The 24,421-nt window shown below is 64.8% G+C and carries 28 protein-coding genes; 6 read left to right on the forward strand and 22 right to left on the reverse strand.

Features of this window, described 5'->3' with window-relative positions; all coding sequences use genetic code 11:
- Positions 1-2: 2 nt before the first annotated feature.
- From cyoE to DWV00_RS05845, 4 genes are all read right to left on the reverse strand, one after another.
- On the reverse strand, positions 3-908 hold the full coding sequence (cyoE, locus tag DWV00_RS05830) for a heme o synthase (protein ID WP_115532839.1): 906 nt from the start codon (positions 906-908) through the stop codon (positions 3-5).
- A gap of 4 nt (positions 909-912) precedes the next feature.
- Complete coding sequence (locus DWV00_RS05835) at positions 913-2,022, reverse strand: COX15/CtaA family protein (RefSeq protein WP_115532590.1); 1,110 nt, start codon at positions 2,020-2,022, stop codon at positions 913-915.
- A 54-nt stretch (positions 2,023-2,076) separates the two neighbouring features.
- Positions 2,077-2,613 carry an SCO family protein gene (locus tag DWV00_RS05840; protein ID WP_115532840.1) on the reverse strand — a complete coding sequence of 179 codons (537 nt, stop codon included), beginning with the start codon at positions 2,611-2,613 and terminating at the stop codon, positions 2,077-2,079.
- Between the two features lie 146 nt (positions 2,614-2,759).
- Complete coding sequence (locus DWV00_RS05845; protein ID WP_115532591.1) at positions 2,760-3,464, reverse strand: SURF1 family protein; 705 nt, start codon at positions 3,462-3,464, stop codon at positions 2,760-2,762.
- A gap of 150 nt (positions 3,465-3,614) precedes the next feature.
- Here DWV00_RS05845 and DWV00_RS05850 point away from each other — a divergent pair, with 150 nt between their 5' ends.
- Positions 3,615-3,824, forward strand: coding sequence for a twin transmembrane helix small protein (locus DWV00_RS05850; protein WP_115532592.1), 210 nt, complete (start codon positions 3,615-3,617; stop codon positions 3,822-3,824).
- A gap of 214 nt (positions 3,825-4,038) precedes the next feature.
- Here the strand turns inward: DWV00_RS05850 and DWV00_RS05855 are convergent, their stop codons facing one another.
- From DWV00_RS05855 to DWV00_RS05885, 8 genes are all read right to left on the reverse strand, one after another.
- Positions 4,039-4,896, reverse strand: a complete 858-nt coding sequence (locus DWV00_RS05855; RefSeq protein WP_115532593.1) for a cytochrome c oxidase subunit 3 — start codon at positions 4,894-4,896, stop codon at positions 4,039-4,041.
- 107 nt (positions 4,897-5,003) lie between these two features.
- Positions 5,004-5,198, reverse strand: a complete 195-nt coding sequence (locus DWV00_RS05860; protein WP_115532594.1) for a DUF2970 domain-containing protein — start codon at positions 5,196-5,198, stop codon at positions 5,004-5,006.
- A 38-nt stretch (positions 5,199-5,236) separates the two neighbouring features.
- Positions 5,237-5,875, reverse strand: coding sequence for a cytochrome c oxidase assembly protein (locus DWV00_RS05865; RefSeq protein WP_115532595.1), 639 nt, complete (start codon positions 5,873-5,875; stop codon positions 5,237-5,239).
- A 30-nt stretch (positions 5,876-5,905) separates the two neighbouring features.
- Positions 5,906-6,037: a cytochrome oxidase small assembly protein gene (locus DWV00_RS34315; RefSeq protein WP_220274661.1), complete on the reverse strand. Its 132-nt coding sequence runs from the start codon at positions 6,035-6,037 to the stop codon at positions 5,906-5,908.
- Positions 6,038-6,235: 198 nt separating this feature from the next.
- Positions 6,236-7,843, reverse strand: coding sequence for a cytochrome c oxidase subunit I (gene ctaD, locus DWV00_RS05870; protein WP_115532596.1), 1,608 nt, complete (start codon positions 7,841-7,843; stop codon positions 6,236-6,238).
- Positions 7,844-7,877: 34 nt separating this feature from the next.
- Positions 7,878-9,251, reverse strand: coding sequence for a cytochrome c oxidase subunit II (gene coxB, locus DWV00_RS05875; protein ID WP_245964735.1), 1,374 nt, complete (start codon positions 9,249-9,251; stop codon positions 7,878-7,880).
- Between the two features lie 40 nt (positions 9,252-9,291).
- Positions 9,292-9,768 carry a DUF2244 domain-containing protein gene (locus DWV00_RS05880; RefSeq protein WP_115532598.1) on the reverse strand — a complete coding sequence of 159 codons (477 nt, stop codon included), beginning with the start codon at positions 9,766-9,768 and terminating at the stop codon, positions 9,292-9,294.
- Positions 9,769-10,115: 347 nt separating this feature from the next.
- Positions 10,116-11,075 (reverse strand): methyltransferase domain-containing protein, encoded by a 960-nt coding sequence (locus DWV00_RS05885; RefSeq protein ID WP_115532841.1) that lies wholly within the window; start codon positions 11,073-11,075, stop codon positions 10,116-10,118.
- Positions 11,076-11,145: 70 nt separating this feature from the next.
- Between DWV00_RS05885 and DWV00_RS05890 the strand changes: the two genes are divergently transcribed.
- Entirely contained in the window at positions 11,146-11,964 is an 819-nt protein-coding gene (locus DWV00_RS05890) for a ComF family protein (RefSeq protein WP_425452720.1), read from the forward strand.
- 19 nt (positions 11,965-11,983) lie between these two features.
- Entirely contained in the window at positions 11,984-12,454 is a 471-nt protein-coding gene (trmL, locus tag DWV00_RS05895) for a tRNA (uridine(34)/cytosine(34)/5-carboxymethylaminomethyluridine(34)-2'-O)-methyltransferase TrmL (protein ID WP_115532599.1), read from the forward strand.
- Here the strand turns inward: trmL and DWV00_RS05900 are convergent.
- The 5 genes from DWV00_RS05900 to DWV00_RS05920 form a co-directional block, all read right to left on the reverse strand.
- The gene (locus DWV00_RS05900; protein ID WP_245964736.1) at positions 12,451-12,987 is read right to left on the reverse strand and encodes an O-acetyl-ADP-ribose deacetylase; all 537 of its coding nucleotides are present in this window, start codon (positions 12,985-12,987) and stop codon (positions 12,451-12,453) included. The genes trmL and DWV00_RS05900 overlap by 4 nt on opposite strands.
- Positions 12,988-13,136: 149 nt before the next feature.
- Positions 13,137-14,165, reverse strand: a complete 1,029-nt coding sequence (locus DWV00_RS05905; protein ID WP_115532844.1) for an NAD(P)H-dependent glycerol-3-phosphate dehydrogenase — start codon at positions 14,163-14,165, stop codon at positions 13,137-13,139.
- 23 nt (positions 14,166-14,188) lie between these two features.
- Complete coding sequence (gene secB, locus DWV00_RS05910; RefSeq protein WP_115532600.1) at positions 14,189-14,665, reverse strand: protein-export chaperone SecB; 477 nt, start codon at positions 14,663-14,665, stop codon at positions 14,189-14,191.
- Positions 14,666-14,825: 160 nt separating this feature from the next.
- The gene (gene grxC, locus DWV00_RS05915) at positions 14,826-15,089 is read right to left on the reverse strand and encodes a glutaredoxin 3 (RefSeq protein ID WP_115532601.1); all 264 of its coding nucleotides are present in this window, start codon (positions 15,087-15,089) and stop codon (positions 14,826-14,828) included.
- 12 nt (positions 15,090-15,101) lie between these two features.
- Positions 15,102-15,512, reverse strand: a complete 411-nt coding sequence (locus DWV00_RS05920) for a rhodanese-like domain-containing protein (protein WP_115532845.1) — start codon at positions 15,510-15,512, stop codon at positions 15,102-15,104.
- A gap of 136 nt (positions 15,513-15,648) precedes the next feature.
- Here DWV00_RS05920 and gpmA point away from each other — a divergent pair, with 136 nt between their 5' ends.
- The 3 genes from gpmA to DWV00_RS05935 all read left to right on the forward strand — a co-directional run bounded on the left by gpmA (position 15,649) and on the right by DWV00_RS05935 (position 19,046).
- Complete coding sequence (gene gpmA / locus DWV00_RS05925; protein ID WP_115532602.1) at positions 15,649-16,395, forward strand: 2,3-diphosphoglycerate-dependent phosphoglycerate mutase; 747 nt, start codon at positions 15,649-15,651, stop codon at positions 16,393-16,395.
- Positions 16,396-16,600: 205 nt separating this feature from the next.
- Positions 16,601-18,151, forward strand: a complete 1,551-nt coding sequence (locus tag DWV00_RS05930; RefSeq protein ID WP_115532603.1) for a S41 family peptidase — start codon at positions 16,601-16,603, stop codon at positions 18,149-18,151.
- A 121-nt stretch (positions 18,152-18,272) separates the two neighbouring features.
- Entirely contained in the window at positions 18,273-19,046 is a 774-nt protein-coding gene (locus DWV00_RS05935) for a HesA/MoeB/ThiF family protein (protein WP_115532604.1), read from the forward strand.
- On the opposite strand, the gene ptsP is transcribed toward DWV00_RS05935, so the two are convergent.
- The 5 genes from ptsP to gshA form a co-directional block, all read right to left on the reverse strand.
- Complete coding sequence (gene ptsP, locus DWV00_RS05940) at positions 19,023-20,777, reverse strand: phosphoenolpyruvate--protein phosphotransferase (protein ID WP_115532846.1); 1,755 nt, start codon at positions 20,775-20,777, stop codon at positions 19,023-19,025. The two genes, DWV00_RS05935 and ptsP, sit on opposite strands and share 24 nt — an antisense overlap.
- A 204-nt stretch (positions 20,778-20,981) precedes the next feature.
- Complete coding sequence (locus tag DWV00_RS05945; protein ID WP_115532605.1) at positions 20,982-21,251, reverse strand: HPr family phosphocarrier protein; 270 nt, start codon at positions 21,249-21,251, stop codon at positions 20,982-20,984.
- A gap of 31 nt (positions 21,252-21,282) precedes the next feature.
- Complete coding sequence (locus DWV00_RS05950; protein WP_115532606.1) at positions 21,283-21,825, reverse strand: PTS sugar transporter subunit IIA; 543 nt, start codon at positions 21,823-21,825, stop codon at positions 21,283-21,285.
- A gap of 193 nt (positions 21,826-22,018) precedes the next feature.
- Positions 22,019-22,975: a glutathione synthase gene (gene gshB, locus DWV00_RS05955; RefSeq protein ID WP_115532607.1), complete on the reverse strand. Its 957-nt coding sequence runs from the start codon at positions 22,973-22,975 to the stop codon at positions 22,019-22,021.
- Positions 22,976-23,027: 52 nt separating this feature from the next.
- Positions 23,028-24,317: a glutamate--cysteine ligase gene (gene gshA / locus DWV00_RS05960; protein ID WP_115532608.1), complete on the reverse strand. Its 1,290-nt coding sequence runs from the start codon at positions 24,315-24,317 to the stop codon at positions 23,028-23,030.
- Between the last annotated feature and the right edge of the window lie 104 nt (positions 24,318-24,421).

Consider the following 24,421-nt stretch of genomic DNA (forward strand, 5'->3'; position numbering starts at 1 on the left):
TGTCAAAGGCCGATCAGGCCACGCGCGTAGTGATCGACGAGCAGCGCGGCGAACAGCAGGGACAGATAGACGATCGAATACCGGAAGGTCTTGCGCGCGAGCGCGTCCGAATACTCGCGGTAGATCTTCCATGCGTAACCGAGAAATATCGCGCCGAGCACGACCGCCGAAACAAGGTAGACGAGCCCGCTCATGCCCGAGATGAACGGCATCAGCGTCACTGCAAGCAAAATCACCGTGTACAGCAGGATATGCAGCCGCGTGTATTGCTCGCCGTGCGTGTTCGGCAGCATCGGCAGGCCTGCGTTTTCGTAGTCCTTGCGGCGATACAGCGCAAGCGCCCAAAAGTGCGGCGGCGTCCATACGAAGATGATCAGCACGAGGATCCAGGCATCGCCGGGCACGTGGCCCGTCACGGCCGCCCACCCGAGCGCCGGCGGCATGGCGCCCGACGCCCCGCCGATCACGATGTTTTGCGGCGTGGCCGGCTTGAGCAGCAGCGTATAGATCACGGCGTAGCCGATGAACGTGGCAACCGTCAGCCACATCGTCAACGGATTGGTGAGCGTGTACAGAATCCACATGCCGACGCCGCCCAAGACGGCCGAGAACAGCAGGATCTGTGTGGTGGTGATCTCGCCGCGCGCGGAAGGACGCCATGACGTGCGGCGCATCTTCGCGTCGATCTTCTGTTCGACGAGGCAGTTGATCGCGAAAGCGGCGCCAGCCGTCAGCGCGATGCCGACGGTACCGCCGATCAGCACCTTCCACGGCACCATGCCCGGCGTCGCCAGGAACATGCCGATGACGGCGCAGAACACGGCGAGCTGCGTCACGCGCGGCTTCGTGAGTGCTAGATATTGGGAGATTCGGGAGCCCGGATGGCGGGCGATTGTTGTGCTTTCCATGGGATCACGCAGGTGCGGCCTCGCGCGGAGCAACAGCGGCGCGGCCAAGTCGGCTGGAAGCGGTTCGAAAGTTTAGCATAACGACAAGCAACAGCAGGACCGCGGCACCGCCGTTGTGCGCCACCGCGATCGGCAGCGGCCATTGCAGGACGATGTTCGACAGACCCGTCGCGAATTGCAGCGCGAGCACGATCAGCACGCCCGTCGCCGGCCGCCGCAGCGATTCGTAGCGCCGCATCTTCAGTGCCAGACCCGCCAGGTAAGCGATGACGACGAACGCGAACGTGCGATGCGTCCAGTGAATCGCCACCAGCGCGTCTTGCGTGATGACCTCGCCGTTGCCCGTCATGCCGAGTGCGCGCCACAGATGAAAGCCTTGCGCGAAGTTCATCGGCGGGATCCATTGACCGTTGCAGGTCGGGAAATCGGTGCAGGCGAGCACCGCATAATTCGTGCTCACCCAGCCGCCCAGCGCGAGCTGGATGGCAAGCAGCACGAGGCCCGCGAGCGCCGCGGCACGGTAGCGCGCGATCTCGGGCTCGTAAGCCGGCAGCGGCGTCAGCCGCGCGGCGAACCAGGCGAGCGAGCCGAGCAGCGTGAGGCCCAGCAGCAGGTGCGTCGTCACGATCACGGGCTGCAGCTTCAACGTGACCGTCCACGCACCGAACGCGCCTTGCACGACGATGAGCAGCAGCAGCGCCGTCGGCCACCATGGCGAAACGTGCAGCGATTTGCGCTTGATTCGCGCGACCCAGGCACTCGCCGTCTGCGCGATGATGAGCACGCCGATCGCCGTTGCGAAGTAGCGATGGATCATTTCGATCCAAGCCTTCACCATGCTCACGGGCCCGCTCGGCAGCGCCGCATGCGCGGCCGCGATCTGCGCGTGCGCGAGAAACGGCGAGGCCGTGCCGTAGCAGCCGGGCCAATCGGGGCAGCCGAGCCCCGAATCGGTCAGGCGCGTGAAGCCGCCGAACATGATCAGGTCGAGCGTGAGAAACGTCGTGACCCAGACGAGCTTGCGGAATTTATCGTCGCTCGCCTTGATCCATACGTAGCTCAACGGAAGCAGTGCGATACAAATCGCCGTCGCACCCATTTGCAGCAAAAACATCGATTCCCCTCCAACCAATCGGCCCCGCCGGACAAAGCCGGGCCAGGCCCCGCTTCAGCCGATACTCGACCACTTCAAGAGCCTCGTGACGTCGCTCTTGATCTTGTTCGGATCCGGCTGCTTCGGAAAACGCATCATCAAGTTGCCGTTCGGATCGACGAGATAGATGTGATCCGTGTCGGTCGTCCCCGCGTCGGCCGGCAGCCAGGCCGACAACGCCGCCGGATCGGCGATGAGCTTGAGCGTATCGGGATAGGCTTGCTCGATGAGGGGCGGTACGGCGTCGGCATCGGTGCGCAGCCAAACGGTCAGCATGCGCTCGCGCTCTCCGCCCTGCGTCACGCGGATCTGCCGCATGAAGTAGAGCTTGGTCGCGCATGCTTTATCGCAAGCGCTGCGATCGACGCTGATCATAAGCCAGCGCCCGCGCAGCGACGCGAGCGGCATCGTCTTGCCGGTCTCGTCCTTGACGAGCAGCGCGTCCGAGATCGGGCGCTGCGGTTCGATCAGCGTGCCGTAGTTCGTCGATCCGCCTTTCGGCTTGATCACGTAATAGGTGAAATACGACGCGATGATCGGCGCCGCGCACATGAGCCCGATCGCGAGCACGACCCACCGGCCGCTCTTCCATGAGCCACGCGGCGCGCTTTGCTGCCCGGACTGTGCGGCGCGGCTTCGATCGGTATTGCCGCCGCGCTCGCGGGAACGTTCAGATGACATCGACAAGCGTGACTCCCTCAATTTCCTTTTTTCGCGGCACGTCTGGCCGCGTACAAACCGAAGCCCAAAGCCGCGGCCGCCATGCCCCACCACTGGAACATGTACCCATAATTCGTGTCGACGCCCATCGTCGGCACGGGCCAGTCGCGTACGAGCGCGTCGCCGTCGTCGCTCGTCTGCTCGATGACGAACGACTGCAGCGCGAGCCCCGTTTCCTTGGCGAACGCTCCAACGTCGACGTTCTGCCGAATTTTCTGGTGCTCGGCCGAGCCGCCTTGGCCGAGTTCGAACGCACGCGACGCGTTGGCGCGTGCAATGCCTTCGATCGTGATCTCGCCCGCCGGCGTGCGGTAGGGCGCGATCGCGGTGCGCATGTCGGCATTGCGCGGGATCCAGCCTCGATTGACGAGAACATAACCGCCGCCGGCAAGCTGGAACGGCATCACGACGTAAAAACCGGGTTGATCGTTGTACGGGCGGTTGTCGAGATAGACGACGTCTTCCGGCATGAAACGGCCGACGGCTCGCACCCGATGATATTCGATCGATGCGAGCGGGATCGGCTGCGCGCCCACGCTCTGAGCCGGCGCATGCTCGTATCGCTCGATGTGCGCCTGCAGCGCTTCCTTTTGATGCGCGCGATCGCGCTGCCAGAAACCGAGCCGGATCGTCACGGCCATGACGAACAGAATCAGCAGCACGGGAACGAGACGAAACTTCATGTCAGACCACGCGCTCCCCGGAAATCATCGAATGCCGCGACGCACGAACGAACGAACACGATCGGACCCCGGACGCCTGCATGAGTGCGCGTGGTCGGTGCGATAATTGCATCGATTGTTTTTCGTCGATTCCGAACATCGGTTGGTTCCATGCACATTCTCGTTGCCGTCGCTTTCATCCTCATCATCGCCAGTATGGTGTCGGCCCTGTACTTCATGATGCACGACCGCGGCAAGTCCAAGCGGATGGTCTGGTCGCTCGCCACACGCGTCGGGCTGTCGATCTCGCTGTTCCTGTTCCTCTGGCTCGCCCACTGGCTCGGCTGGCTTCAGTACAGCCACGTGCCGCTCGGCCGCTGAGCCATCCGTACGAATCGGCCGCGAGCGCTTCGCGGCCCGCCTCGCCTCTTGGCTGCGGCACATTGCCGCAGCATCTCCGCCCAAAAATCAAACGCCGCCTCGATCGACTCGTAGGCGGCGCACGAAAGACTTCACTAGGCTAAGGCTACACCGCACGGCATTCGCGCGATGCGCTACGGCCCGTCTTTTTCTGCCGGACGGGCCCGGATCCGCATTACAGCCAGTAGACGACGACGTACAGGCCGAGCCAGACGACGTCGACGAAGTGCCAGTACCATGCCGCGCCTTCGAACGCGAAGTGATGCTCGGCCGTGAAGTGGCCGCGGATCAAGCGCACGAGAACGACTGTCAACATCGTGCCGCCGAGGAACACGTGGAAACCGTGAAAGCCCGTCAGCAGGAAGAACGTCGAGCCGTACACGCCCGAGGCCAGCGTCAGGTTCAGTTCGTTGTACGCGTGGATGTACTCGGACGCCTGCATGATCAAGAAGCAGAAGCCGAGTGCGACCGTCGCGGCGAGCCATACGATGGCCTTCTTGCGATGATTGTCACGCAGCGCGTGGTGCGAGACCGTCAGCGTCGCGCCGGAGGTCAAGAGCAGCGCCGTGTTGATCGTCGGCACGGGCCACGGCACCATCCGCTTGAAGTGGCCGGCCAGCTGCGCCGGGCCTTCGTTCGGCCATACCGCCGAGAAGTCGGGCCAAATGAGTTTGAAGTCGAGGCTGCCCAACTGGTGCATCGCGATCTCGCGTGCATAGAACAGCGCACCGAAGAAGGCACCGAAGAACATCACTTCGGAGAAGATGAACCAGCTCATGCTCCAGCGATACGACTGGTCGACGCGCTTGCCGTACATGCCCGTCTCCGATTCGGAGATGGCGTCGCCGAACCAGTGCCACAGCACGAAGAGCAGCCACAGCAGGCCCGCGAACAGCGTGTACGGAGCCCAATCGACGTCGTTGATCCACAGCCCCAGCGACCCGAGCATCACGAAGACGCCGATGGACGCCGTGACTGGGTGCCGAGACGGATTCGGCACGAAGTAATACGGGCTCTCGTTTTGACCGCTCATTGTTGATTCTCCACTTCAGTCCAATTGTTTCGCAATGTGTCGGCGCGTCGATACCGCACCGCTTCGCTTTAAGTTGCTTCGTCCGCCGGGGCGTCCGAGACGCGCGCTCAGCTCGTCACCGCGTGCACGACGGCGATCAGCACCGCGATGAACACGGCCACCGCAATCAGCGCCGCCGCGATCACATGCAGCGGATTGAGCTTCATGTCGGCTTCGTGATCGGAGCGCCGGCGCACGCCGAAAAACGACCAGAGCACCGCTTTCATCGTCCTGGCAAAGCTGCTTTTGCCGTCAGAGGTCATCGCGCCTGTCTCCAATCCCAACCCCACCTTCTCGTTTCTCATGCGCCGCGCGGCGACTTCGTCACCCGCGCGGCTTCAGCCACCGGCGCCGCATCGCTGCTACCCGCGCCGACGCTGGCCGTCTTGCCTGCCGGCACGTTCAACTCGAAAAACGTGTACGACAGCGTGATCGTCGTGACGTCCCGCGGCAGCTTCGGATCGACGAAGAACACCACGGGCATCTCGCGCGTCTCATGGGGCGCGAGCGTCTGCTGCGTGAAGCAAAAACACTCTATCTTCTCGAAATACTCACCGGCGACCCGCGGCGCGTAGCTCGGAATCGCCTGCGCGCGGATCGTGCGGTTCTGTTCGTTCGTCACGCGATACTTCACCACCGTGACCGCGCCCGGATGCACGTCGAGCGCGTTCTGCTCGGGCTTGAACGCCAGCGCGCCGCGCGCGTTCGCATCGAACTCGACCGATATCGTCCGGCTCATATCGACCTGCGTATTCTTCGCATCGGCGCGGGTGGCGTCACGCTTCACGAGGTTGTTCACGCCGGAGAACTGGCACACCGCGCGATAAAGCGGCACGAGCGCGAAACCGAAACCGAACATCACCGCCGCCATCACGACGAGCTTGATCAGCATCGATCGGTTCAACAGACGGTCGCCATCGTGCGGAGGAGGCGTCGACATGTTTTCCTCGCTAAACGTCCAGCGCACGGCTCAATGCCACAGCCACTGCCTCAGAACAAAACCCAGAAAGAAGACGGCTGCGATGGCGAACAAAATCAAACCGAGCCGCAGATTGCCGGCGCGGACCTGCTCCGGCGTACGTCTTTTTTGTGGGTGGTTCATTGTCTGTTTCTTTACCAAGTGCCCCCAACCTGTCGCTATGCGCCACCTCCCCAAGGGAGCAAGGAAATTTGGGGCAGCCCGGCGTTTCCTCGAGAAAGGGAAGGCGGCGTACCGCCCTCGCCTCGTTTCTCGCGGCCCCGCTCGCGGCTCGCCCATGCGTTTCGCACGCGCGAGCCGGCAAGCACCGGCCGCATCGTATTACTCGACCGTCGGCGGGGTCTCGAACGTGTGGAACGGAGCCGGGCTCGGAATCGTCCATTCGAGGCCGGTCGCGCCGTCCCACGGCTTGTCCGACGCCTTCTCGAGTTCGCCACCGCCGCGGTATGCGGGCAGCACGACGGCGAACAGGAAGTAGACCTGCGCCAAGCCGAAGCCGAACGCGCCGATCGTGATCACTTGGTTCCAATCCGTGAACTGCGCCGGGTAATCGGCATAGCGACGCGGCATGCCGGCCAGGCCGACGAAGTGCATCGGGAAGAACGTCAAGTTGAAGAAGATCATCGACGCCCAGAAGTGGATCTTGCCGCGCGTCTCGTTGTACATCCAGCCCGTCCACTTCGGCGCCCAGTAATACCACCCTGAGAACAGCGCGAATAACGACCCCGCAACGAGCACGTAGTGGAAGTGCGCCACCACGAAATAGGTGCCGTGGTATTGGATGTCGATCGGCGCCATCGCGAGCATCAGGCCCGTGAAGCCGCCCATCGTGAACACGAACAGGAAGCCGATCGCGAACAGCATCGGCGATTCGAACGACAGCGAACCGCGCCACATCGTGGCCAGCCAGTTGAACACCTTCACGCCCGTCGGCACGGCGATCAGCATCGTCGCGTACATGAAGAACAGCTGGCCCGTCACCGGCATGCCCGTCACGAACATGTGGTGCGCCCAGACCATGAACGACAGAATCGCGATCGAGGCCGTGGCGTACACCATCGAGCTATAGCCGAACAGCGGCTTGCGCGAGAAGGCCGGGATCACCTGCGACACGATCCCGAACGCCGGCAAGATCATGATGTAGACCTCGGGGTGCCCGAAGAACCAGAAGATGTGCTGGTACATGATCGGGTCGCCGCCGCCGGCCGCGTTGAAGAACGACGTGCCGAAGTGACGGTCGAACAGCACCATCGTGATCGCGCCCGCGAGCACCGGCATCACGGCGATCAGCAGGTAGGCCGTGATGAGCCACGTCCATACGAACATCGGCATCTTCATGAGCGTCATGCCCGGCGCGCGCAGGTTCAGGATCGTCACGATGATGTTGATCGAACCCATGATCGACGACGCACCCATGATGTGGAGCGCGAAGATCGCGAAGTCCATGCCCGGGCCCATCTGCGTCGACAGCGGTGCATAGAGCGTCCAGCCGGCGGCCGTCGCGCCGCCCGGCGCGAAGAACGAACCGACGAGCAAGCATGCCGCGACCGGTAATAGCCAGAAGCTGAAGTTGTTCATCCGCGCGAAGGCCATGTCGGCCGCGCCGATCTGCAGCGGAATCATCCAGTTCGCGAAGCCGACGAACGCCGGCATGATCGCGCCGAACACCATGATCAGACCGTGCATCGTGGTGAGCTGGTTGAAGAACTCGGGGCGCATGATCCACAGGTACGGGTGGAACAGCTCGGCCCGGATCCCCAGCGCGGCGACACCGCCCGCGAGGAACATCGTGAACGAGAACACGAGGTACATCGTCCCGATGTCCTTGTGATTGGTGGCGAACAGCCACCGGCGCCAACCGTGCGGCGTAGCGTGCGCATGGTCGTCGTGACCGTGGCCCGCGGCTACATCGTGTCCGATGCTAGACATGAGAATCTCCTAATGCGAATAGTGCGGCGACACGTCAAGCCGCCGGCGCGGTGCGGGCAGCGACCGCTTCCGGCTGAACCTTACCCACCCGGCTGGCCAGCACGGCGCGCTTCGCGCCGATCGAGGCCGTCGGCCCGCTCGCGGCAGCGGCGCCGCTGGCGGCCGGTGCCGCGCTAGCGCCCGCCGGCGCGGCAGCCGCGCCCGACAGGTGATCGCCGCCTTCGGGCATCTTGCCGTTACGGGCATCGGCAACCTGACGCGGCTGCAGAATGTCGCCCGTGTGGTTGCTCCACGAGTTACGTTCGAACGTGATGACCGAGGCAATCTCGACGTCGTTCAGCGTCTTGCCCCAGGTCGGCATCGCACCCTTGCCGTTCAGCACGATGCTGACGTGGTTCGCGATCGGACCGTTGGCGATCTTGCTGCCGTCGAGCGCCGGGAAGATGCCCGCGCCCTTGCCCGTGGGCTGGTGGCACACGGCGCAGTTCGACTTGTACACCTCGGCGCCGCGGGCCATCAACTCGGCCATCGTGTAGGTCCGGTTCGGATCGTCGTTCTCGTTCGCCATCTTCTTCTTTTGATCGTCGACCCACTTGGCGTAGTCCTCGTCGGACAGCACCGTGACGACCACCGGCATGAACGCGTGCTCCTTGCCGCACAGTTCGGTACAGAAGCCGCGGTAGGTACCCGTCTTCTCGGCCTTGAACCAGGTGTCGCGCACGAAGCCCGGAATCGCGTCTTGCTTGACGCCGAACGCGGGCACATACCAGGAGTGAACGACGTCGTTGGCCGTCGTGATGATGCGGATCTTCTTGTTCACCGGCACGACGAGCGGGTTGTCGACTTCCTGCAGGTACGTATCGGTGAGCGGCGCTTTGCCGTCGATCTCGGCGCGCGGCGTCGTGAGCGTCGAGAAGAAGTTGATGCCTTCGCCCGGGCCCTTCACGTAGGTGTAGCCCCACTTCCACTGGTAGCCCGTGACCTTGACCGTGAGATCGGCGTTGCTCGTGTCCTTCATCGCGACGACCGTCTTCGTGGCCGGCAGCGCCATCAGCACGACGATGATGAACGGCACGATCGTCCAAATGATTTCGACGGTCGTGCTTTCATGGAAATTGGCGGCTTTGTAGCCCTTCGACTTCCGGTGCACGATGATCGAATAGAACATCACACCGAACACGCCGATGAAGATCACCGTGCACAGCAGCAACATCCACATGTGCAGGTGATAGAGCTCCTCAGCGATTTTCGTCACGGGCGGCTGGAAATTGATCTCGTTGACGGCGGGGCCGCCCGGACTATCACCGACTGCCAAGGCGGCATGCGCGCTGAGCAGCCCGCACGTCGCCAGCACGCCCATGAGGGCTCGCTTGATTGTTTTCATAGCTTCCTTACCCAAAATTTCCATTCAAACCCTCGCCCCCGCCTGACGTCCGGCTCGAGCCGCCTCAACCGCACCGCATCAGGGCCGCGCGCAACTCGCTCGCGAACGACGCGCGCCGATATTGCGCGAGATGCACGCCGACCACGACCGCTTGACCGCGCGACACCACCCTGATCGGATCGCGCGGCGAAGCGCCGCGCTCGATCCGCACCCAACGCGGATTGAATTCGTACTGCGTCAACCGCTGCCCGCTCATCTGCTCGATCAAGAGCCGGTTCGGAAAGAGCCGAATCCGCTCGTAATCGACCGCATGGCGCGCATGAATCACAAACGCGACGCCGACCGCCAGCACTTCCATGCCGGTGAACGGCAAGACCGGCCACGCGCCGCGCACGACCAGCAGAACCGCGATGACCGCCGAAAACAAAGCCAAAGATGCATAGAACCAAACGAACTGCCGCGGCGATACCGCGCAGTTGCGCTTCATCAGCCAGTCTCGCAGGACCGGCTCCGCATCCGCGTGCAGGGTTGTCGCTTCCATCGCCGCCTCCCGCGCATGCCGATCAGCACACCGCGCTATTCGGGGCCCGCCGCCCCGGATTATGGGGAACTCCGGGCGACAAACTGACGCATTATAGGCGCGTTCAATGGCATCCACAAGCAAACGACTATCGCCCCGCAAGCCAAGTGCGACAAGCCTTTGCGGGGTTTCGGCCGCTTTTTTTGCGTACCTTCCCGCTCACTGATTTCGACCATAACGGATCGCAACTTTACGATCCGCGACAAAGCGTCGCAGCCTGCGATTTTTCGGGATGCACCGCTCGGACCGTTCGAGCGGTACATCGATCCGATCGGCCGCCGGACTTTAACCCCGCTGGCCCTTATCCTTTAACCCGGCCGGCGGCGCACGATGTCTTCCACCCGCACGATCGCGTGGCCGTCCGCGGTCGTGCGCGGCACCGCCTTCCAGGCGTGGCCGTAGATCACCTCGAAGGTCAGCGCGATCGTGCCGTCCGCGCGGCGCCGCGCCTCCAATGCCTCGAGCAGCGCCGCGTGCAGACGCCGCGCGCGCGCGGTGCCGGCCTCCTCGCGCCGGTGCGGATACGCGCCCCAGCGGCGCACGTCGGCGAGCAGCGAGCCTGGTGACTTGTAGGTGATCGTCAGCGTCTCCTGGTCCATCACGGGGATTTCGAACCCGCTCTCGACAAGCATATCGCCCAAATCGTGCATGTCGACGAAGTCGATCACGTGCGCCCGGCTCGGCGCGCCATGCGCGGCCTCGACTTCGGCATACGCGCCGCGCAGCTCCCGCAGCGTGTCGGGACCGAGCGTGCTGAACATGAGGAGGCCGTTCGGCTCGAGCACCCGTTGCCATTCGGGCAGCACGAGATCGGGCTGCGAATGCCAATGCAGCGCGAGATTGGACCAGATGAAATCGAACGCGCCGGACGCGAACGGCAGCGCCCCGAAGTCGGCTTGCGCCAGGCGCGGCCCGCGCACACCGAGCGAGCGCTGCAGCGCGGCCGGCAACAAGCGGCGCCAGCCGGCATCGCCGGCCGAGTGAGGCAGCGCGCGCGCCAGCATCGAATGGGACAGATCCACGCCGACGAGCGGCGCTTCGGGAAAGCGTTCACGCAAAAGCGGCAGATCGTCGCCCGCGCCGCAGCCCGCATCGAGCATGCTCGTCGGGCTCACCTTGATGTATTCGAGCCGTTCGCGCATCCGCCCGGCGATTTCGCGAGGCAAGAACGCCACTTCGCCGAACTTGGCTGCGCGGCGGTCGAAAATGCGCCGCACAAGTCGGGAATCGTAGGCCGGACGGCCGGACTTTGCGGATGTGAGGGACATGACGGTCGAACGTGCGAGGAGCCCGAAGTATACTCGCTCGCTTAGATCCGTCCAGCGAGGGAAGCCGCCCATGGCCAACGCACCGGGCTTGCAGCCCGAAGGCATCGAGCCGGCGGCGAGCGGCGGCCTCGCGCGTTCCATCGCAAGGCTTGCGCCGTTCGCCCGGCGCCTGATCGCCATGGCGCTGCCCCGCCACTGCCTGCTCTGCGGCCTATCATGCGGCAGAATGCCGCAAGGTCCGATCTGTCCGGCGTGCGACGCGGCCTATTGGAACGAGCCGCGGCTGCGGTGCACGGTTTGCGCGCTGCCGCTGCCCCGGCTGCGCGCGCGGCACGGCGGCGCCGCGCGATTTTGCTGCGCCGCGTGCTCGCGCACGCCGCCGCCGTTCGACGCGACGCTCGCGCTGGCCGATTACCGTCCGCCGCTGGAGCGGCTCGCGCTCGGCCTCAAGTTCCGGTCGCGGCTGGCCGTCGCCCGCGAGTTCGGCGCGCGCCTTGCGCGGCTGGCCGACGATCACCCGGCCTGCACGCCGGCGCCCGACGTCCTCGCGCCGATGCCGCTCGCGCACGCCCGGCTCGTCGCGCGCGGGTTCAACCAGGCTTGGGAAATCGCGCGCCCGCTCGCACACGCGCTGGGCGTGGCGACGGATCCGACGCTGCTGCGGCGCGTCGCCGAGACGGCGCCGCAATCGCGGCTCGATCGCGAGGCGCGCCGGCGCAACGTCGCGCAAGCGTTTCGCGTGACGCAGCGCGTGCGGGGTCTGCACGTGGGCCTCGTCGACGACGTCATGACGTCCGGGGCGACGCTCGAGGCAGCGGCACGCGCACTGAAGGCGGCGGGCGCAAGACGCGTGACGAATTTCGTCGCGCTGCGCACGCCACGAGATTAGATCCTTTTCAACCGAAGCCATGTTCAACGTCGTTCTCGTCGAACCCGAAATTCCGCCGAACACCGGCAACGTCATCCGCCTGTGCGCCAATACAGGCGCTCGGCTGCATCTCGTCGAGCCGCTCGGCTTTCCGCTCGACGATGCGAAGATGCGCCGCGCGGGCCTCGACTATCACGAATATGCGCAAATGCGCGTCCACAAGAGCTGGGACGCGCTCGTTTCAAGCGAGGCGCCCGATCCTTCCCGGATGTTCGCCTTCACGACGCGCGGCTCGAGCCGTTTTCACGATTCGAGCTTCTCGGCCGGCGACTGGTTCGTCTTCGGCGCGGAAACACGTGGGCTGCCCGCGGCGCTGCTCGAACGCTTTCCGGCCGGGCAGCGCGTACGGCTGCCCATGCGGCCCGGCAATCGCAGCATGAATCTGTCGAATACGGTCGCCATCGTCGTCTTCGAGGCTTGGCGTCAGATGGGATTCGAGGGCGGTGCCTAACGGCGGCGGCGCAGTTCGGCCTCGTATAGGCGCAACATGGACTCGCCGAAGCAGGCAAACACGATCCGAGACATGCCCGACACCGACGGCAAGACATCGACGACGGTACCGATCGCGATGCGCACCGCCTGCTCGGCGGGAAAGCGGTAGATGCCGCAACTGATGGCGGGAAAAGCCACGCTGGCGCAGCCCGCTTCGCGCGCGAGTTCGAGGGATCGGCGGTAGCACGACGCGAGCAGCTCGGCTTCGCCGCCGCCGCCGCGCCAGACGGGGCCGACCGCATGAATAACGTACTTGGCCGGCAGGCGATAGCCGCGCGTGCGCTTCGCATCACCGGTCGCGCAGCCCCCGAGCGTCTCGCATTCGCGCAGCAATTCGGGACCGGCCGCGCGGTGGATCGCGCCGTCGACGCCCCCGCCGCCCAGCAGCGAGGTATTCGCCGCGTTGACGATGGAATCGACGGCAAGCGTCGTGATATCGGCCTCGCACGCCTCCAATCGGCATGTGTCGACCATCAGCGTGGACATGGACATGGCAGCACCTCCTCGTCCGCAACCGGTCATAGGACCGTGGCGACCGATTACAGCGTAGCGCGGTTTCGAGGCGGATGTCGGCTGCGCCAAAGCACGCACGCCCCGAAGCTTATGGGCTTACCGGCTCATGGCACAAAACGCGCGTAGCGCTACGCGCCCGCCCCTTTCGCCCCGAACGATTCGGCACGCGCGTCGCGGCGCAGCAGCGCATGGACGGCATCGCGCGGCGCGACGCCGTCGAACAGCACGGCGCATACCGCTTGCGTAATCGGTACGTCGACGTTGTGCGCCCGCGCGATCGTGAGCACCGCCTTCGCGCAGCGCACCCCTTCGGCCACGTGCCCGAGCGCCAGCAGGATATCGTCGAGCGTTCGGCCTTCGGCCAGCTGCAGCCCGACGGTACGGTTGCGCGACAAGTCGCCCGTGGCCGTGAGGATGAGATCGCCGAGCCCCGTCAGGCCCGTGAACGTTTCGGGACGGCCGCCGAGCGCGGCGCCGAGCCGCGACATTTCCGCGAGCCCGCGCGTGATCAGCGCCGCTCGGGCATTCATGCCGAGCGCGAGCCCGTCGGCAATGCCCGTCGCGATCGCGAGCACGTTCTTCACGGCGCCACCCACCTCCACGCCGACGACGTCGTCCCCGGTATAGATGCGCATCGCGCCGTGATGGAACGCCGCGAGCGCGCGCTCGCGGCAAACGGCCGACGTGCTGGCGACCGTCAGCGCGACCGGCAGCCCGGACGCGACCTCGCGCGCGAAGCTCGGCCCCGACAGCACGCCGATGCTCGGGTGCCCGGCGAGTTCGGCCGCGACGACCTGATGCGGCAGCAACTGCGTATCTGCTTCGAATCCCTTGCAGACCCAAACGAGATGCTTCGGCACGCAGCGCGCCTCGTCGCGCATCGCGCGGCACAGCGCGCCGAGCCCGGCAACGGGCGTGGCGACGACGACCAGCGACGCATCGTCGGCCGCATGCGCGAGCGCGGCCGACAGGCTCGCCTCGAAACGCAGCGCGGCCGGCAGCGCGACGCCGCCGAGGTAATGCGCATTCTCTTGCTTGGCCGCCATCTCGGCCATCAGCGCGGGATCGCGCGCCCACAGCACCGTGTCGTGCTTGGGGGCGAGATGCGCCGCGAGCGCGGTGCCCCACGCCCCGGCCCCGAGCACGGCGACCTTCATGGCCGGCACCGCTCGCGTCAAGCTCAATGCTGCGTGGCGTTCGCCGCCGCGCCGCCTTCCTGCCCCGCGTTGATCTGCGCGAGGCGCTGCTCGTAGAGCGCCTGGAAGTTGATTTCGGCCAGGTGGATCGGCGGGAAGCCTGCGCGCGTGATCGCATCGGCGATGTTCGAGCGCAGGTACGGGAAGATGATCGTCGGGCAGGCGATGCCGACGAGCGGGTCGATCTGCTCGGCCGGAATGTTGCGGATATCGAAAATGCCCGCTTGCTTGGCCTCGATGAGGAAAGCGATCTTATCGCTGACCTTGGCCGTGACCGTGCCCGTCACGAGGATTTCGTAGATGCTGTCGGCAAGACGGTCGGCCTTGACGTCGACTTCCACTTCGACCGACGGCATATCCTGCTCGAGGAAGATCGCCGGCGAATTCGGCTGCTCGAGCGACAGATCCTTCAGGTAAACGCGCTGGATGTTGAAGAACGGCTGGTTGTTCTGGTCCGACATGGTGACTCCGATGGATAAATGGTGCGGCGGCCGTGAGCAAAACGGCCACCTGGGTGCGTATGGCGCCCGAGCCCAACCTCTACTCGTGCGCGTGCAGCTTGGGAACCGTGAAGGAACGGACAAACGATCGTGCGCGGCCGGACGACCGGCCGCGCACGGCTTACGCCTCCTGGCCGAGCAGCGGCATCAAGCCGCCGGCGCGATCGAGGGCGGAGAGGTCGTCGTAGCCGCCTACGTGCGTATCGCCGATGAAGACTTGCGGCACGGTACGACGCCCCGTGCGCGTCATCATCTCCTCGCGCCGAGCCGGATCCTTGTCGATCAAGACCTTCTCGATGTGCTGAACGCCGCGAGATTTCAATAGACGTTCGGCCATCTGGCAATAGGGGCACACCTGCGTGCTGTACATGACGACTGAATTCACTCTTGCACTCCTTTACTTGACGACCGGCATCCCGGCCTGCTGCCAGGCGCTCAAGCCGCCTTGCAGCACGTGGACTTCGGTAAAGCCCGCCGCCTGAACGATGTGCGACGCCTTGTTGGACTGCAGGCCCGTCTGACAAACGAGCAATACCGGCGTAGCCTTATTTTTCGCGATTTGGCCGATTTTTGCTTGAAGCTCGTCCAGCGCGATGTGGCGGGCCGCGGGCACGTGGCCGGCGGCGAAGTCGGTCGCCGCGCGCAGATCGACGACCACCGCGTTGCGCCGGTTGATGAGCTGGGTCGCTTCGGCGGCGGACAGGCCGCCGCGGCCGCGCCCGGCGATCATCGGCCAAACGAGGAGCGCGCCCGAGATCACGAGGGCGGCGAGCAGCACGAGGTTGGTGTAATCGGTAAAGAACGTCACGGTATCGTCAAAAAGAGAAGAAATCGGAGCAGGCAATCCGGCCATTATAAAATAACCGTTTGATGACGCGGCGGTCCCCCCTATCGGCCAACGCCGGCGCGCATCATGCGCTTCCTCACTACCGACCGACAACCTCATGTACAAGCTCGTTCTCATCCGCCACGGCGAATCGACGTGGAACAAGGAAAACCGCTTCACCGGCTGGGTCGACGTCGACCTCACCGAGCAAGGCAACCGCGAAGCCGCTCAAGCGGGCCAACTGCTCAAGGAAGCCGGCTACACGTTCGACATCGCCTACACGTCGGTGCTCAAGCGCGCGATTCGCACGCTCTGGCACGTGCAGGACCAAATGGACCTCATGTACATCCCCGTCGTCCATTCCTGGCGCCTGAACGAGCGCCATTACGGCGCGCTCGCCGGGCTGAACAAGGGCGAAACGGCTGCCAAGTACGGCGACGAGCAGGTCCTCGTCTGGCGCCGCAGCTACGATACGCCGCCGCCCGCGCTCGAGTCGACCGACCCGCGCGCGTCCTACGACGATCCGCGCTACGCGAAGGTGCCGCGCGCCGAGCTGCCGCTCACCGAATGCCTGAAGGACACGGTCGCCCGCGTGCTGCCGGTCTGGAACGAATCGATCGCGCCGGCGCTCAAGGGCGGCAAGAAGGTGCTGATCGCCGCGCACGGCAACTCGCTGCGCGCGCTGATCAAGTACCTGGACGGGATCTCCGACAGCGACATCGTCGGGCTGAACATTCCGAACGGCGTGCCGCTCGTCTACGAACTCGACGAAAACCTCAAGCCGATCACCCACTACTACCTGGGCGATCAGGAAGCGATCGCGAAGGCGCAGGCAGCCGTCGCCAAGCAAGGCAAGGCCGGCTGAGGCCAGCCAGCGTGGGCGCGGCCCGGCCGGCAAGAGGCCCGGGCCGCCGCGCTTCCCGCGCGAACCGATCGGCCCGGCGCCGGTCCAACGTGCGCTTATATGCGTCATCCGGCACGCCGGCCCGCGCTTACCCTGCCGAGCAGTTATACTTGACCGTCCTTCGCCCACGGCACTCACACCCCGTTTCCCGACCGCACCAGACTCTATGCGCACGAAACTCAAGAACATCGGCTTGATCGCCGCTGGCCTCGCCACCGGCGTCTTCGCAACGCTGCAATTTTCCGCCGCGGCGCAGCAGCAAACCACGACGCCGCTGCCACTCGATCAGTTGCGCCTTTTCGCCGAGGTGTTCGGGCAGATCAAGCACGACTACGTCGTGCCGGTCGACGACAAAAAGCTGCTGACCGAGGCGATCAAGGGCATGGTGTCGAGCCTGGATCCGCACTCCTCGTACCTCGACAAGACCGATTACCAGGAGCTGCAGGAACAGACGAAGGGCCGCTTCGCCGGTCTGGGCATCGAGATTTCGCAGGAAGACGGCCTCATCAAGGTCATTTCGCCGATCGAGGATACGCCCGCGTTCCACGCCGGCATCCGTCCCGGCGATCTCATCACGCGCATCAACGATAAGCCCGTGCGCGGCATGACGCTCGATCAAGCCGTCAAGCAAATGCGCGGCGATCCGGGCACGAAGGTCACGCTCACGATCTTCCGCAAGACGGACGACCGCACGTTCCCCGTCACGGTCACGCGCGCGATCATCCGCGTGCAAAGCGTGAAGTCGAAGATTCTCGCGCCCGGCTACGCTTACGTGCGCATTACGAGCTTCCAGGAGCGCACCGTCCCCGATCTGGCGACGAAGCTCGAGGACATCGCCCGCGAACAGCCGAATCTGAAGGGATTCGTGCTCGATCTGCGCAACAACGGCGGCGGCCTGCTGCAAAGCGCCGTCGGCGTGGCCGGCTCGTTCCTGCAACCGGGTTCGGTCGTCGTGTCCACGAACGGCCAGATCGCCGATTCGAAGCAGGTCTATCGCGACACGTACGATAACTACCGCCTGCCGTCGTTCGATTCGGATCCGCTGAAGAACCTGCCCGAGATCTACAAGACGGTGCCGATGATCGTGCTGACGAACGCGTACTCGGCGTCGGCCTCCGAGATCGTCGCCGGAGCGCTGCAAGACCAGCACCGCGCGCTGATCATGGGCAAGACGACGTTCGGCAAGGGCTCCGTGCAGACGGTGCGTCCGCTCACGTCGGACACGGCGCTGCGCTTGACGACGGCCTACTACTACACGCCGAGCGGCCGTTCGATCCAGAACAAGGGCATCCGCCCCGACGTCCCGGTCGATCAGTACGCCGACGGCGATCCCGACGACGCACTCGTCACGCGCGAGGTCGATTACTCGAACCACCTCGCCAATACGCAGGATCCGAACGAGAAGAAGGAAGAGGAGCAGCGCGAGAAGGACCGCATGCTGCAACTGCAGCAGCTCGAAGAGAAAAACGACAAGATGACGCCGGAGCAGCGCGAGAAAGAGCGCGACCGTAAGCCGGTCGAGTTCGGCTCCGCCGACGACTTCATGCTCCAGCAAGCCTTGGACAAGCTCGAAGGCAAGCCGGTGCAGCTGTCGAAATCGATCGCCGAGCGCAAGCTCGCCGAGAACAAGCCGCCGCGCTCGGCATCGGCTCCCGTCGCGGTCAAGCCGGCGTCGGCCGCCGCACCCGCCGTGCCGGCTTCCGCGCCGAGCAAGTAACACCGCCCAAGGCGAACCTTCGGCCTCGCCCCTGCCCGCGCCCCGCGTGGACAGGGCGCGCCGGCGGAGGCGCCGCCTGTCGCTGCGCCAGCGTATCAACACTTCCCTCCGGCGCGCCGCCATGAACGACGATCAACTCCTTCGCTACTCCCGCCACATCCTCGTCGACGAGATCGGCATCGAGGCGCAGCAGCGCTTTCTCGATGCGCACGCGATCGTGATCGGGGCGGGCGGTCTCGGTTCGCCCGCGGCCATGTATCTGGCCGCCGCCGGCGTCGGCACGCTCACGCTCGTCGATGCCGATTCGGTCGATCTCACGAACCTGCAGCGGCAGATCCTGCATGCGACGGCGTCGATCGGGGAGAAGAAGGTGGAGTCGGGGCGCGAGACCATCGCGCGATTGAATCCCGAAGTGCGCGTGCAGCCGGTCGATCGGCGTGTCGACGATGCCTGGCTCGAGGCCCATGTCCCGCTCGCGACCGTCGTGCTGGACTGCACCGACAATTTCGCGACGCGCCATGCGATCAACCGTGCGTGCGTCAAGCATCGCGTGCCGCTCGTTTCGGGCGCGGCGCTGCGTTTCGACGGGCAGATCAGCACGTTCGATTTCCGCGACGAACACTCGCCCTGCTACGCCTGCGTCTTCCCCGAGGATCAGCCGTTCGAGGAAGTCGCGTGCTCGCAGATGGGCGTGTTCGCGCCGACGGTCGGCATCATCGGCACGATGCAGGCGGCCGAGGCGCTGCGCGTGATCGGCGGCATCGGCCAGACCCTGATGGGCCGGCTCATGATGCTCGACTCGCTCCGTATGGAATGGACGACGATGAAAATCTCGCGCCAGCAGGAGTGTCCGGTTTGCGGCAGCGGCGGCTCACACCTGCCCGAGACACCTTAACGCGGCCTGCACTTCTTCGGGCTCGAATGCCGCGAGAACATCGGCGACGGGCTTCTCCAGCATCGGCAGATTCGCGCGCAAGATCTCCTGCTTCACGACGAGCAACTGGCTCGGGTGCATCGAAAATTCGGTGAGGCCCATGCCGAGCAAGAGCCGCGTCAGTTGCGGGTCGCCGGCCATTTCACCGCAAACCGATACCGACACGCCGGCGCGCTTGGCTTCGCGCAGCGTGAACGCGATCAAATGCAGCACCGCCGGATGCAGCGGATCGTAAAGATGCGCGACGGCGTTGTCCGCGCGATCGATCGCGAGCGTGTATTGAATCAAGTCGTTCGTGCCGATTGACAGAAAATCGACGCGCTTCAAGAACAGCGGCAATGCAATCGCGGCGGCGGGAATTTCGATCATCGCGCCGATCCTCACGCCCGGGTCGTACGGTAAACCCGCGTCGTCGAGTTGGCGCTTGGCCTCGCGGATCAAGTCCAGCGTCTGATCGATCTCCTGAGCGTGAGCGAGCATCGGCACGAGAATGCGCACTTGGCCGAACGCCGAAGCGCGCAAGATCGCGCGCAGTTGCGTGAGGAACATCTGCGGCTCGGACAGACTCCAGCGGATCGCGCGCAGACCGAGCGCCGGATTCGGCGCGCTTTCGTAGCCCTCGGCACCGATCGCATCGAGCGGCTTGTCGGCGCCGACGTCGATCGTGCGAATCGTCACGGGCAGGCCGCCCATGAGTTCGACCGCGCGCTTGTAGGCTTCGAACTGCTCTTCCTCCTCGGGCAGCCGGTCCTTGTGGTTCATGAACAGGAACTCGGTGCGGAACAGGCCCACGCCGACCGCCCCGGCCTCGACGGCCGCACGCGCATCCTCGGGCAATTCGATGTTGGCGAGTAGGGAAATCTTCGTGCCGCACAGCGTTTGAGTGGGAGAGAACTTCAGCCGCTGCAGCTTCTTTTGCTCGAGCAGCTTCTCGCTTTGCCGATACGAATACTCTTCGAGCACGATCGGCGCGGGATCGACGATCACGATGCCGTGATCCCCGTCGACGATGATCAAGTCGTCCTGACGGATCAGCGCGCTCGCGTGCGCCACGCCCACGGCCGCCGGAATGCCTAGGCTGCGCGCGACGATCGCCGTGTGCGACGTGCGCCCGCCGAGGTCCGTCACGAAGCCTTGGAACGTTTGCGTTTTGAACTGCAGCATGTCGGCCGGCGAGATGTCGTGCGCGACGACGATCATTTCGTCCCTCGCATCGCCGTTGGCGCCGTCGACGAGCGCGGCCGCGGACGACGCCCCCGCCAACGCCTTCAAAATGCGCTCCACCACCTGCTGCACGTCGGCCTTGCGCTCGCGCAGGTATTCGTCCTCGATGTCGTCGAAGTGCCGGGACAGCCGCTCGAGCTGCTCGGTCAAGGCCCATTCGACGTTGTAGCGGCGCGTGCGGATCAGATCCATCGTCTCTTGGACGAGCATCGCGTCGTTCAGGATCATCGTATGAACGTTGATGAACGCGCCGACTTCGCTCGGTGCGTCGGCCGACAGATCCTCGCTCAGCCGTTCGAGCTCGCTCTGAACCGCCTTCAATGCGGCGCGAAAGCGCTCGATCTCGCCTTCGATCTGCGGCGGTTCGACGAGGTAATGGTCTACGTCGAGCGCTGCAGGCGCGATGAGATAGGCCCGCCCGATCGCGATGCCGCGTGACACCGGAATACCATGCAGCGAAAACGACACGCGCACCTCCTCGAGTTGGGTAATGCCGCGGGTAATACCGCTGCACAATAAGACCTTAATTGTCGATTATAAATTCGAGAGGGCCCTGTTGACTGCGTGCGGCGCAGCATTGCACGAACAATAAAGAGTTGCCCGGCAGGAAACAAAACGCCGCGGCATCGGCCGCGGCGTTTCGGTCAGACTCGGAAGGCTCGGGCGTCCCGCTTATTGCCCCTCGCCGAATTTATCCGCGATGAGTTTCATGAGCGCTTCCATCGCGTCTTGCTCGTCCGGCCCTTCGGTTTCGATCGTCACCGTGCTGCCGATGCCGGCCGCGAGCATCATCACGCCCATGATGCTCTTAGCGTTGATTCGGCGCCCGTTGCGCGTCATCCAGATTTCCGATTGATAGTTGCCGGCGAGTTGCGTGAGCTTGGCCGAGGCACGTGCATGCAAACCCAACTTATTGACGATCGTCGTTTCTTTTTGAAGCATGTGCTCGTCCTGAAGAACGGAAAAAGGGAAATCAGCGCGGGTTGCCGTTCGGATTCGCCCCGCACGCCGATGGGCATGCGGCCTCGCTCGGAGCGGCCGTACTTAGATTCGACGGCGTGACGATCGGCACGCCCGGCGGTGCGCATTCGGCCTCGCCGGCCGGTTTGCAGCCGTCGGTTTGTGCAACGAGCGGCCCAATCGCATGCACGCCCTTCGCCGCGCCCGCGAGCGCCTTGTCGACGAGCGTATCGAGGTCGCACGTACGATAGCAAACGCCGCGCACGAGCATCGGCAAGTTCACGCCGGCGAGCACGCGCACGCCGGGCAGCGTCGCGAGCCGGCTCGCGATATTGGCGGGCGTGGCGCCGAACATATCGGTCAGCACCAAGATACCGTTCTCCTCGCGCAGGCGGTCGATCTCGCTGTGCGCGAGCGCGACGATCTGCACGGGATCGCAGTCGGGCAGGACGTCGATGGCGCCGATGCGCGCGGGGAGCCCGCCGTAGATATGCGCGACGCATTCCTTCAACGCCGAAGCGAGCGGCGCGTGCGCGATGATCAATATGCCAGCCATGTCAGTGTTGCAACGAAAAGCACCGCAAAGGGCCAGATCAGACCAGCCCAAACGCCCGGCGCGAGCGCACCCCACCGGCCGAGGCCGCGGTATGCGAAAGGCGCGCCCGGCGAGCGAACCGTCTCAGGAAGCGGTCATTGTAGCAGGCGCATCTTTCCCTAACCCACGCATAGCCCGCCCCCGCGCGGGCGGCTCATCCAGCCGCGCGCTCGAGTGCGTCGACGAACAGCGCGGCCACGTCGAAGCCGGTCTGCTCCATGATCTCGCGGAAGCAAGTGGGGCTCGTGACATTGACCTCGGTCAGCCAGTCGCCGATCGCGTCCAGGCCGACGAGCAGCAGCCCACGCGCGGCCAGCACGGGCGCGAGCGTATCGGCGATCTCGCGGTCCCGGGCGCTCAGCGGCTGCGCGACGCCGAGCCCGCCAGCCGCCAGATTGCCGCGCACTTCGCCGCCTTGCGGAATCCGCGCAAGCGAATACGGCACGGCTTGACCGCCGATCAGCAAGATCCGCTTGTCGCCGGCCGCGATCTCGGGAATGAATTTTTGCGCCATCACCGAACGTGCGCCGTCGTGGCTGAGCATTTCGACGATCGAGCCGAGATTCATCCCCTCGCGCGTCACACGGAACACCCCCATGCCGCCCATACCGTCGAGCGGCTTGAGAATGACGTCGCCGTGCTCGGCATGGAACGCGCGCAACCGGGCGGGATCGCGCGTCACGAGCGTCGGGGCGACGAACTGCGAAAATTCGCCGATCGCGAGTTTTTCCGAATGGTCGCGGATCGCCTGCGGCTTGTTGAACACGCGCGCGCCCGCCCGCTCGGCCAATTCGAGCAGCCAGGTCGACGTCACGTACTCCATGTCGAACGGCGGATCCTTGCGCATCACGACGGCGCCGAACGACGTCAGCGTCCGGTTCTCCGGCGCACCGCTCTCGTGCCACGGATGACGATGCAGGTCGGCCGTATCGCCGACGATACCGACGCGGCTCACCGTGGCCTCGACATTCGCGCCCGTCCAGGCCAGATGCTGCGGTTCGCACGCATAGACGACATGGCCGCGGCGCGCGGCCTCGGCCATCATCGCGTAGGTCGTGTCCTTGTAGATCTTGAACTTCGCCAGCGGATCGGCAATGAAAAGAATGTCCATGAAACCCCTGCTGCCCGAGTCCGGGCTCTCGTTCGTTGGATGCGCGCGCCGGTCAGACTTGAATCGCTTCCGGGTCCGTCTTTTCGAGTTCGACCGACGCCGCGAGCAGCCCGAGCCGCGCGACGACGCCGTACATATAAAAGCGGTTCGGCGGCGCCGCGCCGGGCTTCGCGTGCGCATCGGGCAAGGCCGTGTGCTCGAAGCCGAGCGGCACGAAGTGCATGCCGGGCGCGTTCAGGTTCTGATCGCGCTCGCGGCTGCCGTGCACGCGATAGAAGCCGCCCACGACATAGCGATCGATCATGTAGACGACGGGCTCGGCCACTTCCTCGCCGATCCGCTCGAACGTATAGACCCCTTCCTGCACGATGACGTCGTGCACCTGCAGCCCCTCTTTCGTGGCCGACATGCGCGAGCGCTCGCCCTTCGTGAGATTCGCGACTTCCGACGCGTCGTGCACGGTCATCACACCGCGCCCGTCGGTGCCCGCATCGGACTTGATGACGACGTACGGTTTTTCGCCGATCCCGTATTCGCGATACTTGCGCGCGATCTTCTTGATCACGGCGTCGATCGCATCGGCCAGCGCTTCTTCCCCCGTGCGCGCCTCGAAATCGACATCTTCGACGCGCGTGAAGTAGGGGTTCACCATCCACGGGTCGATCTCGACGAGCTTCGCGAACTTCTTGGCGACGTCGTCGTAGCAAGAGAAGTGCGTCGACTTGCGGCGCACGGCCCAGCCCGCATGCAGCGGCGGCAGCACGTACTGTTCGTGCAGGTTCTCGAGCACGGGCGGCAAGCCCGCCGACAGATCGTTGTTCAGCAGAATCGAGCAGGGATCGAAATTCTTCAGGCCGAGCCGGCGCGGCGTGCGCTCGAGCGGCTCGAGGACGATCTTCTGTCCGTCCGCCAGGGGGATCGTGACCGGGCCGACGATGTTCTCGTCGAGCGTGCCGAACCGCACGTTCAAGCCGGCTTGGCGCATGATCATCGCGAGCCGCGCGACGTTCTCGAGGTAGAACGCGTTGCGCGTGTGGCGCTCGGGGATCACGAGCAGGTTCTTGGCATCGGGGCAGATCTTCTCGATGGAGGCCATCGCCGCCTGGACGGCGAGCGGCAGCACTTCCTCGGGCAGATTGTTGAAGCCGCCGGGGAACAGATTCGTATCGACCGGCGCGAGCTTGAAGCCCGCGTTGCGCAAGTCGACCGAACAATAGAACGGCGGCGTGTGCTCCTGCCATTCGAGCCGGAACCACCGCTCGATCGCCGGCGTGGCGTCGAGGATCTTCCGCTCCAGTTCGAGCAGAGGACCGTTTAACGCCGTTACTAGGTGCGGGACCATTGATTACTCGATGAACAGGGGAGAAAAAGATTGTAGAGCAATTGCCTAGCCGATTTGGGGGTGGTTTGGCGGAACGCAAGGGCATTGCCCTTCGGCGGTCGCTA

Origin of the sequence: Trinickia dinghuensis, assembly GCF_003367175.1 — a bacterium.
GTDB lineage: Bacteria > Pseudomonadota > Gammaproteobacteria > Burkholderiales > Burkholderiaceae > Trinickia > Trinickia dinghuensis.

Coding starts and splice junctions, on each gene's coding strand:
- cyoE (WP_115532839.1), bottom strand. CDS start 908: ATGGAAAGCACAACAATCGCCCGCCATCCGGGCTCCCGAATCTCCCAA.
- DWV00_RS05835 (WP_115532590.1), bottom strand. CDS start 2,022: ATGTTTTTGCTGCAAATGGGTGCGACGGCGATTTGTATCGCACTGCTT.
- DWV00_RS05840 (WP_115532840.1), bottom strand. CDS start 2,613: ATGTGCGCGGCGCCGATCATCGCGTCGTATTTCACCTATTACGTGATC.
- DWV00_RS05845 (WP_115532591.1), bottom strand. CDS start 3,464: ATGAAGTTTCGTCTCGTTCCCGTGCTGCTGATTCTGTTCGTCATGGCC.
- DWV00_RS05850 (WP_115532592.1), top strand. CDS start 3,615: ATGCACATTCTCGTTGCCGTCGCTTTCATCCTCATCATCGCCAGTATG.
- DWV00_RS05855 (WP_115532593.1), bottom strand. CDS start 4,896: ATGAGCGGTCAAAACGAGAGCCCGTATTACTTCGTGCCGAATCCGTCT.
- DWV00_RS05860 (WP_115532594.1), bottom strand. CDS start 5,198: ATGACCTCTGACGGCAAAAGCAGCTTTGCCAGGACGATGAAAGCGGTG.
- DWV00_RS05865 (WP_115532595.1), bottom strand. CDS start 5,875: ATGTCGACGCCTCCTCCGCACGATGGCGACCGTCTGTTGAACCGATCG.
- DWV00_RS34315 (WP_220274661.1), bottom strand. CDS start 6,037: ATGAACCACCCACAAAAAAGACGTACGCCGGAGCAGGTCCGCGCCGGC.
- ctaD (WP_115532596.1), bottom strand. CDS start 7,843: ATGTCTAGCATCGGACACGATGTAGCCGCGGGCCACGGTCACGACGAC.
- coxB (WP_245964735.1), bottom strand. CDS start 9,251: ATGGAAATTTTGGGTAAGGAAGCTATGAAAACAATCAAGCGAGCCCTC.
- DWV00_RS05880 (WP_115532598.1), bottom strand. CDS start 9,768: ATGGAAGCGACAACCCTGCACGCGGATGCGGAGCCGGTCCTGCGAGAC.
- DWV00_RS05885 (WP_115532841.1), bottom strand. CDS start 11,075: ATGTCCCTCACATCCGCAAAGTCCGGCCGTCCGGCCTACGATTCCCGA.
- DWV00_RS05890 (WP_425452720.1), top strand. CDS start 11,146: ATGGCCAACGCACCGGGCTTGCAGCCCGAAGGCATCGAGCCGGCGGCG.
- trmL (WP_115532599.1), top strand. CDS start 11,984: ATGTTCAACGTCGTTCTCGTCGAACCCGAAATTCCGCCGAACACCGGC.
- DWV00_RS05900 (WP_245964736.1), bottom strand. CDS start 12,987: ATGTCCATGTCCACGCTGATGGTCGACACATGCCGATTGGAGGCGTGC.
- DWV00_RS05905 (WP_115532844.1), bottom strand. CDS start 14,165: ATGAAGGTCGCCGTGCTCGGGGCCGGGGCGTGGGGCACCGCGCTCGCG.
- secB (WP_115532600.1), bottom strand. CDS start 14,665: ATGTCGGACCAGAACAACCAGCCGTTCTTCAACATCCAGCGCGTTTAC.
- gpmA (WP_115532602.1), top strand. CDS start 15,649: ATGTACAAGCTCGTTCTCATCCGCCACGGCGAATCGACGTGGAACAAG.
- DWV00_RS05930 (WP_115532603.1), top strand. CDS start 16,601: ATGCGCACGAAACTCAAGAACATCGGCTTGATCGCCGCTGGCCTCGCC.
- DWV00_RS05935 (WP_115532604.1), top strand. CDS start 18,273: ATGAACGACGATCAACTCCTTCGCTACTCCCGCCACATCCTCGTCGAC.
- DWV00_RS05945 (WP_115532605.1), bottom strand. CDS start 21,251: ATGCTTCAAAAAGAAACGACGATCGTCAATAAGTTGGGTTTGCATGCA.
- DWV00_RS05950 (WP_115532606.1), bottom strand. CDS start 21,825: ATGGCTGGCATATTGATCATCGCGCACGCGCCGCTCGCTTCGGCGTTG.
- gshB (WP_115532607.1), bottom strand. CDS start 22,975: ATGGACATTCTTTTCATTGCCGATCCGCTGGCGAAGTTCAAGATCTAC.
- gshA (WP_115532608.1), bottom strand. CDS start 24,317: ATGGTCCCGCACCTAGTAACGGCGTTAAACGGTCCTCTGCTCGAACTG.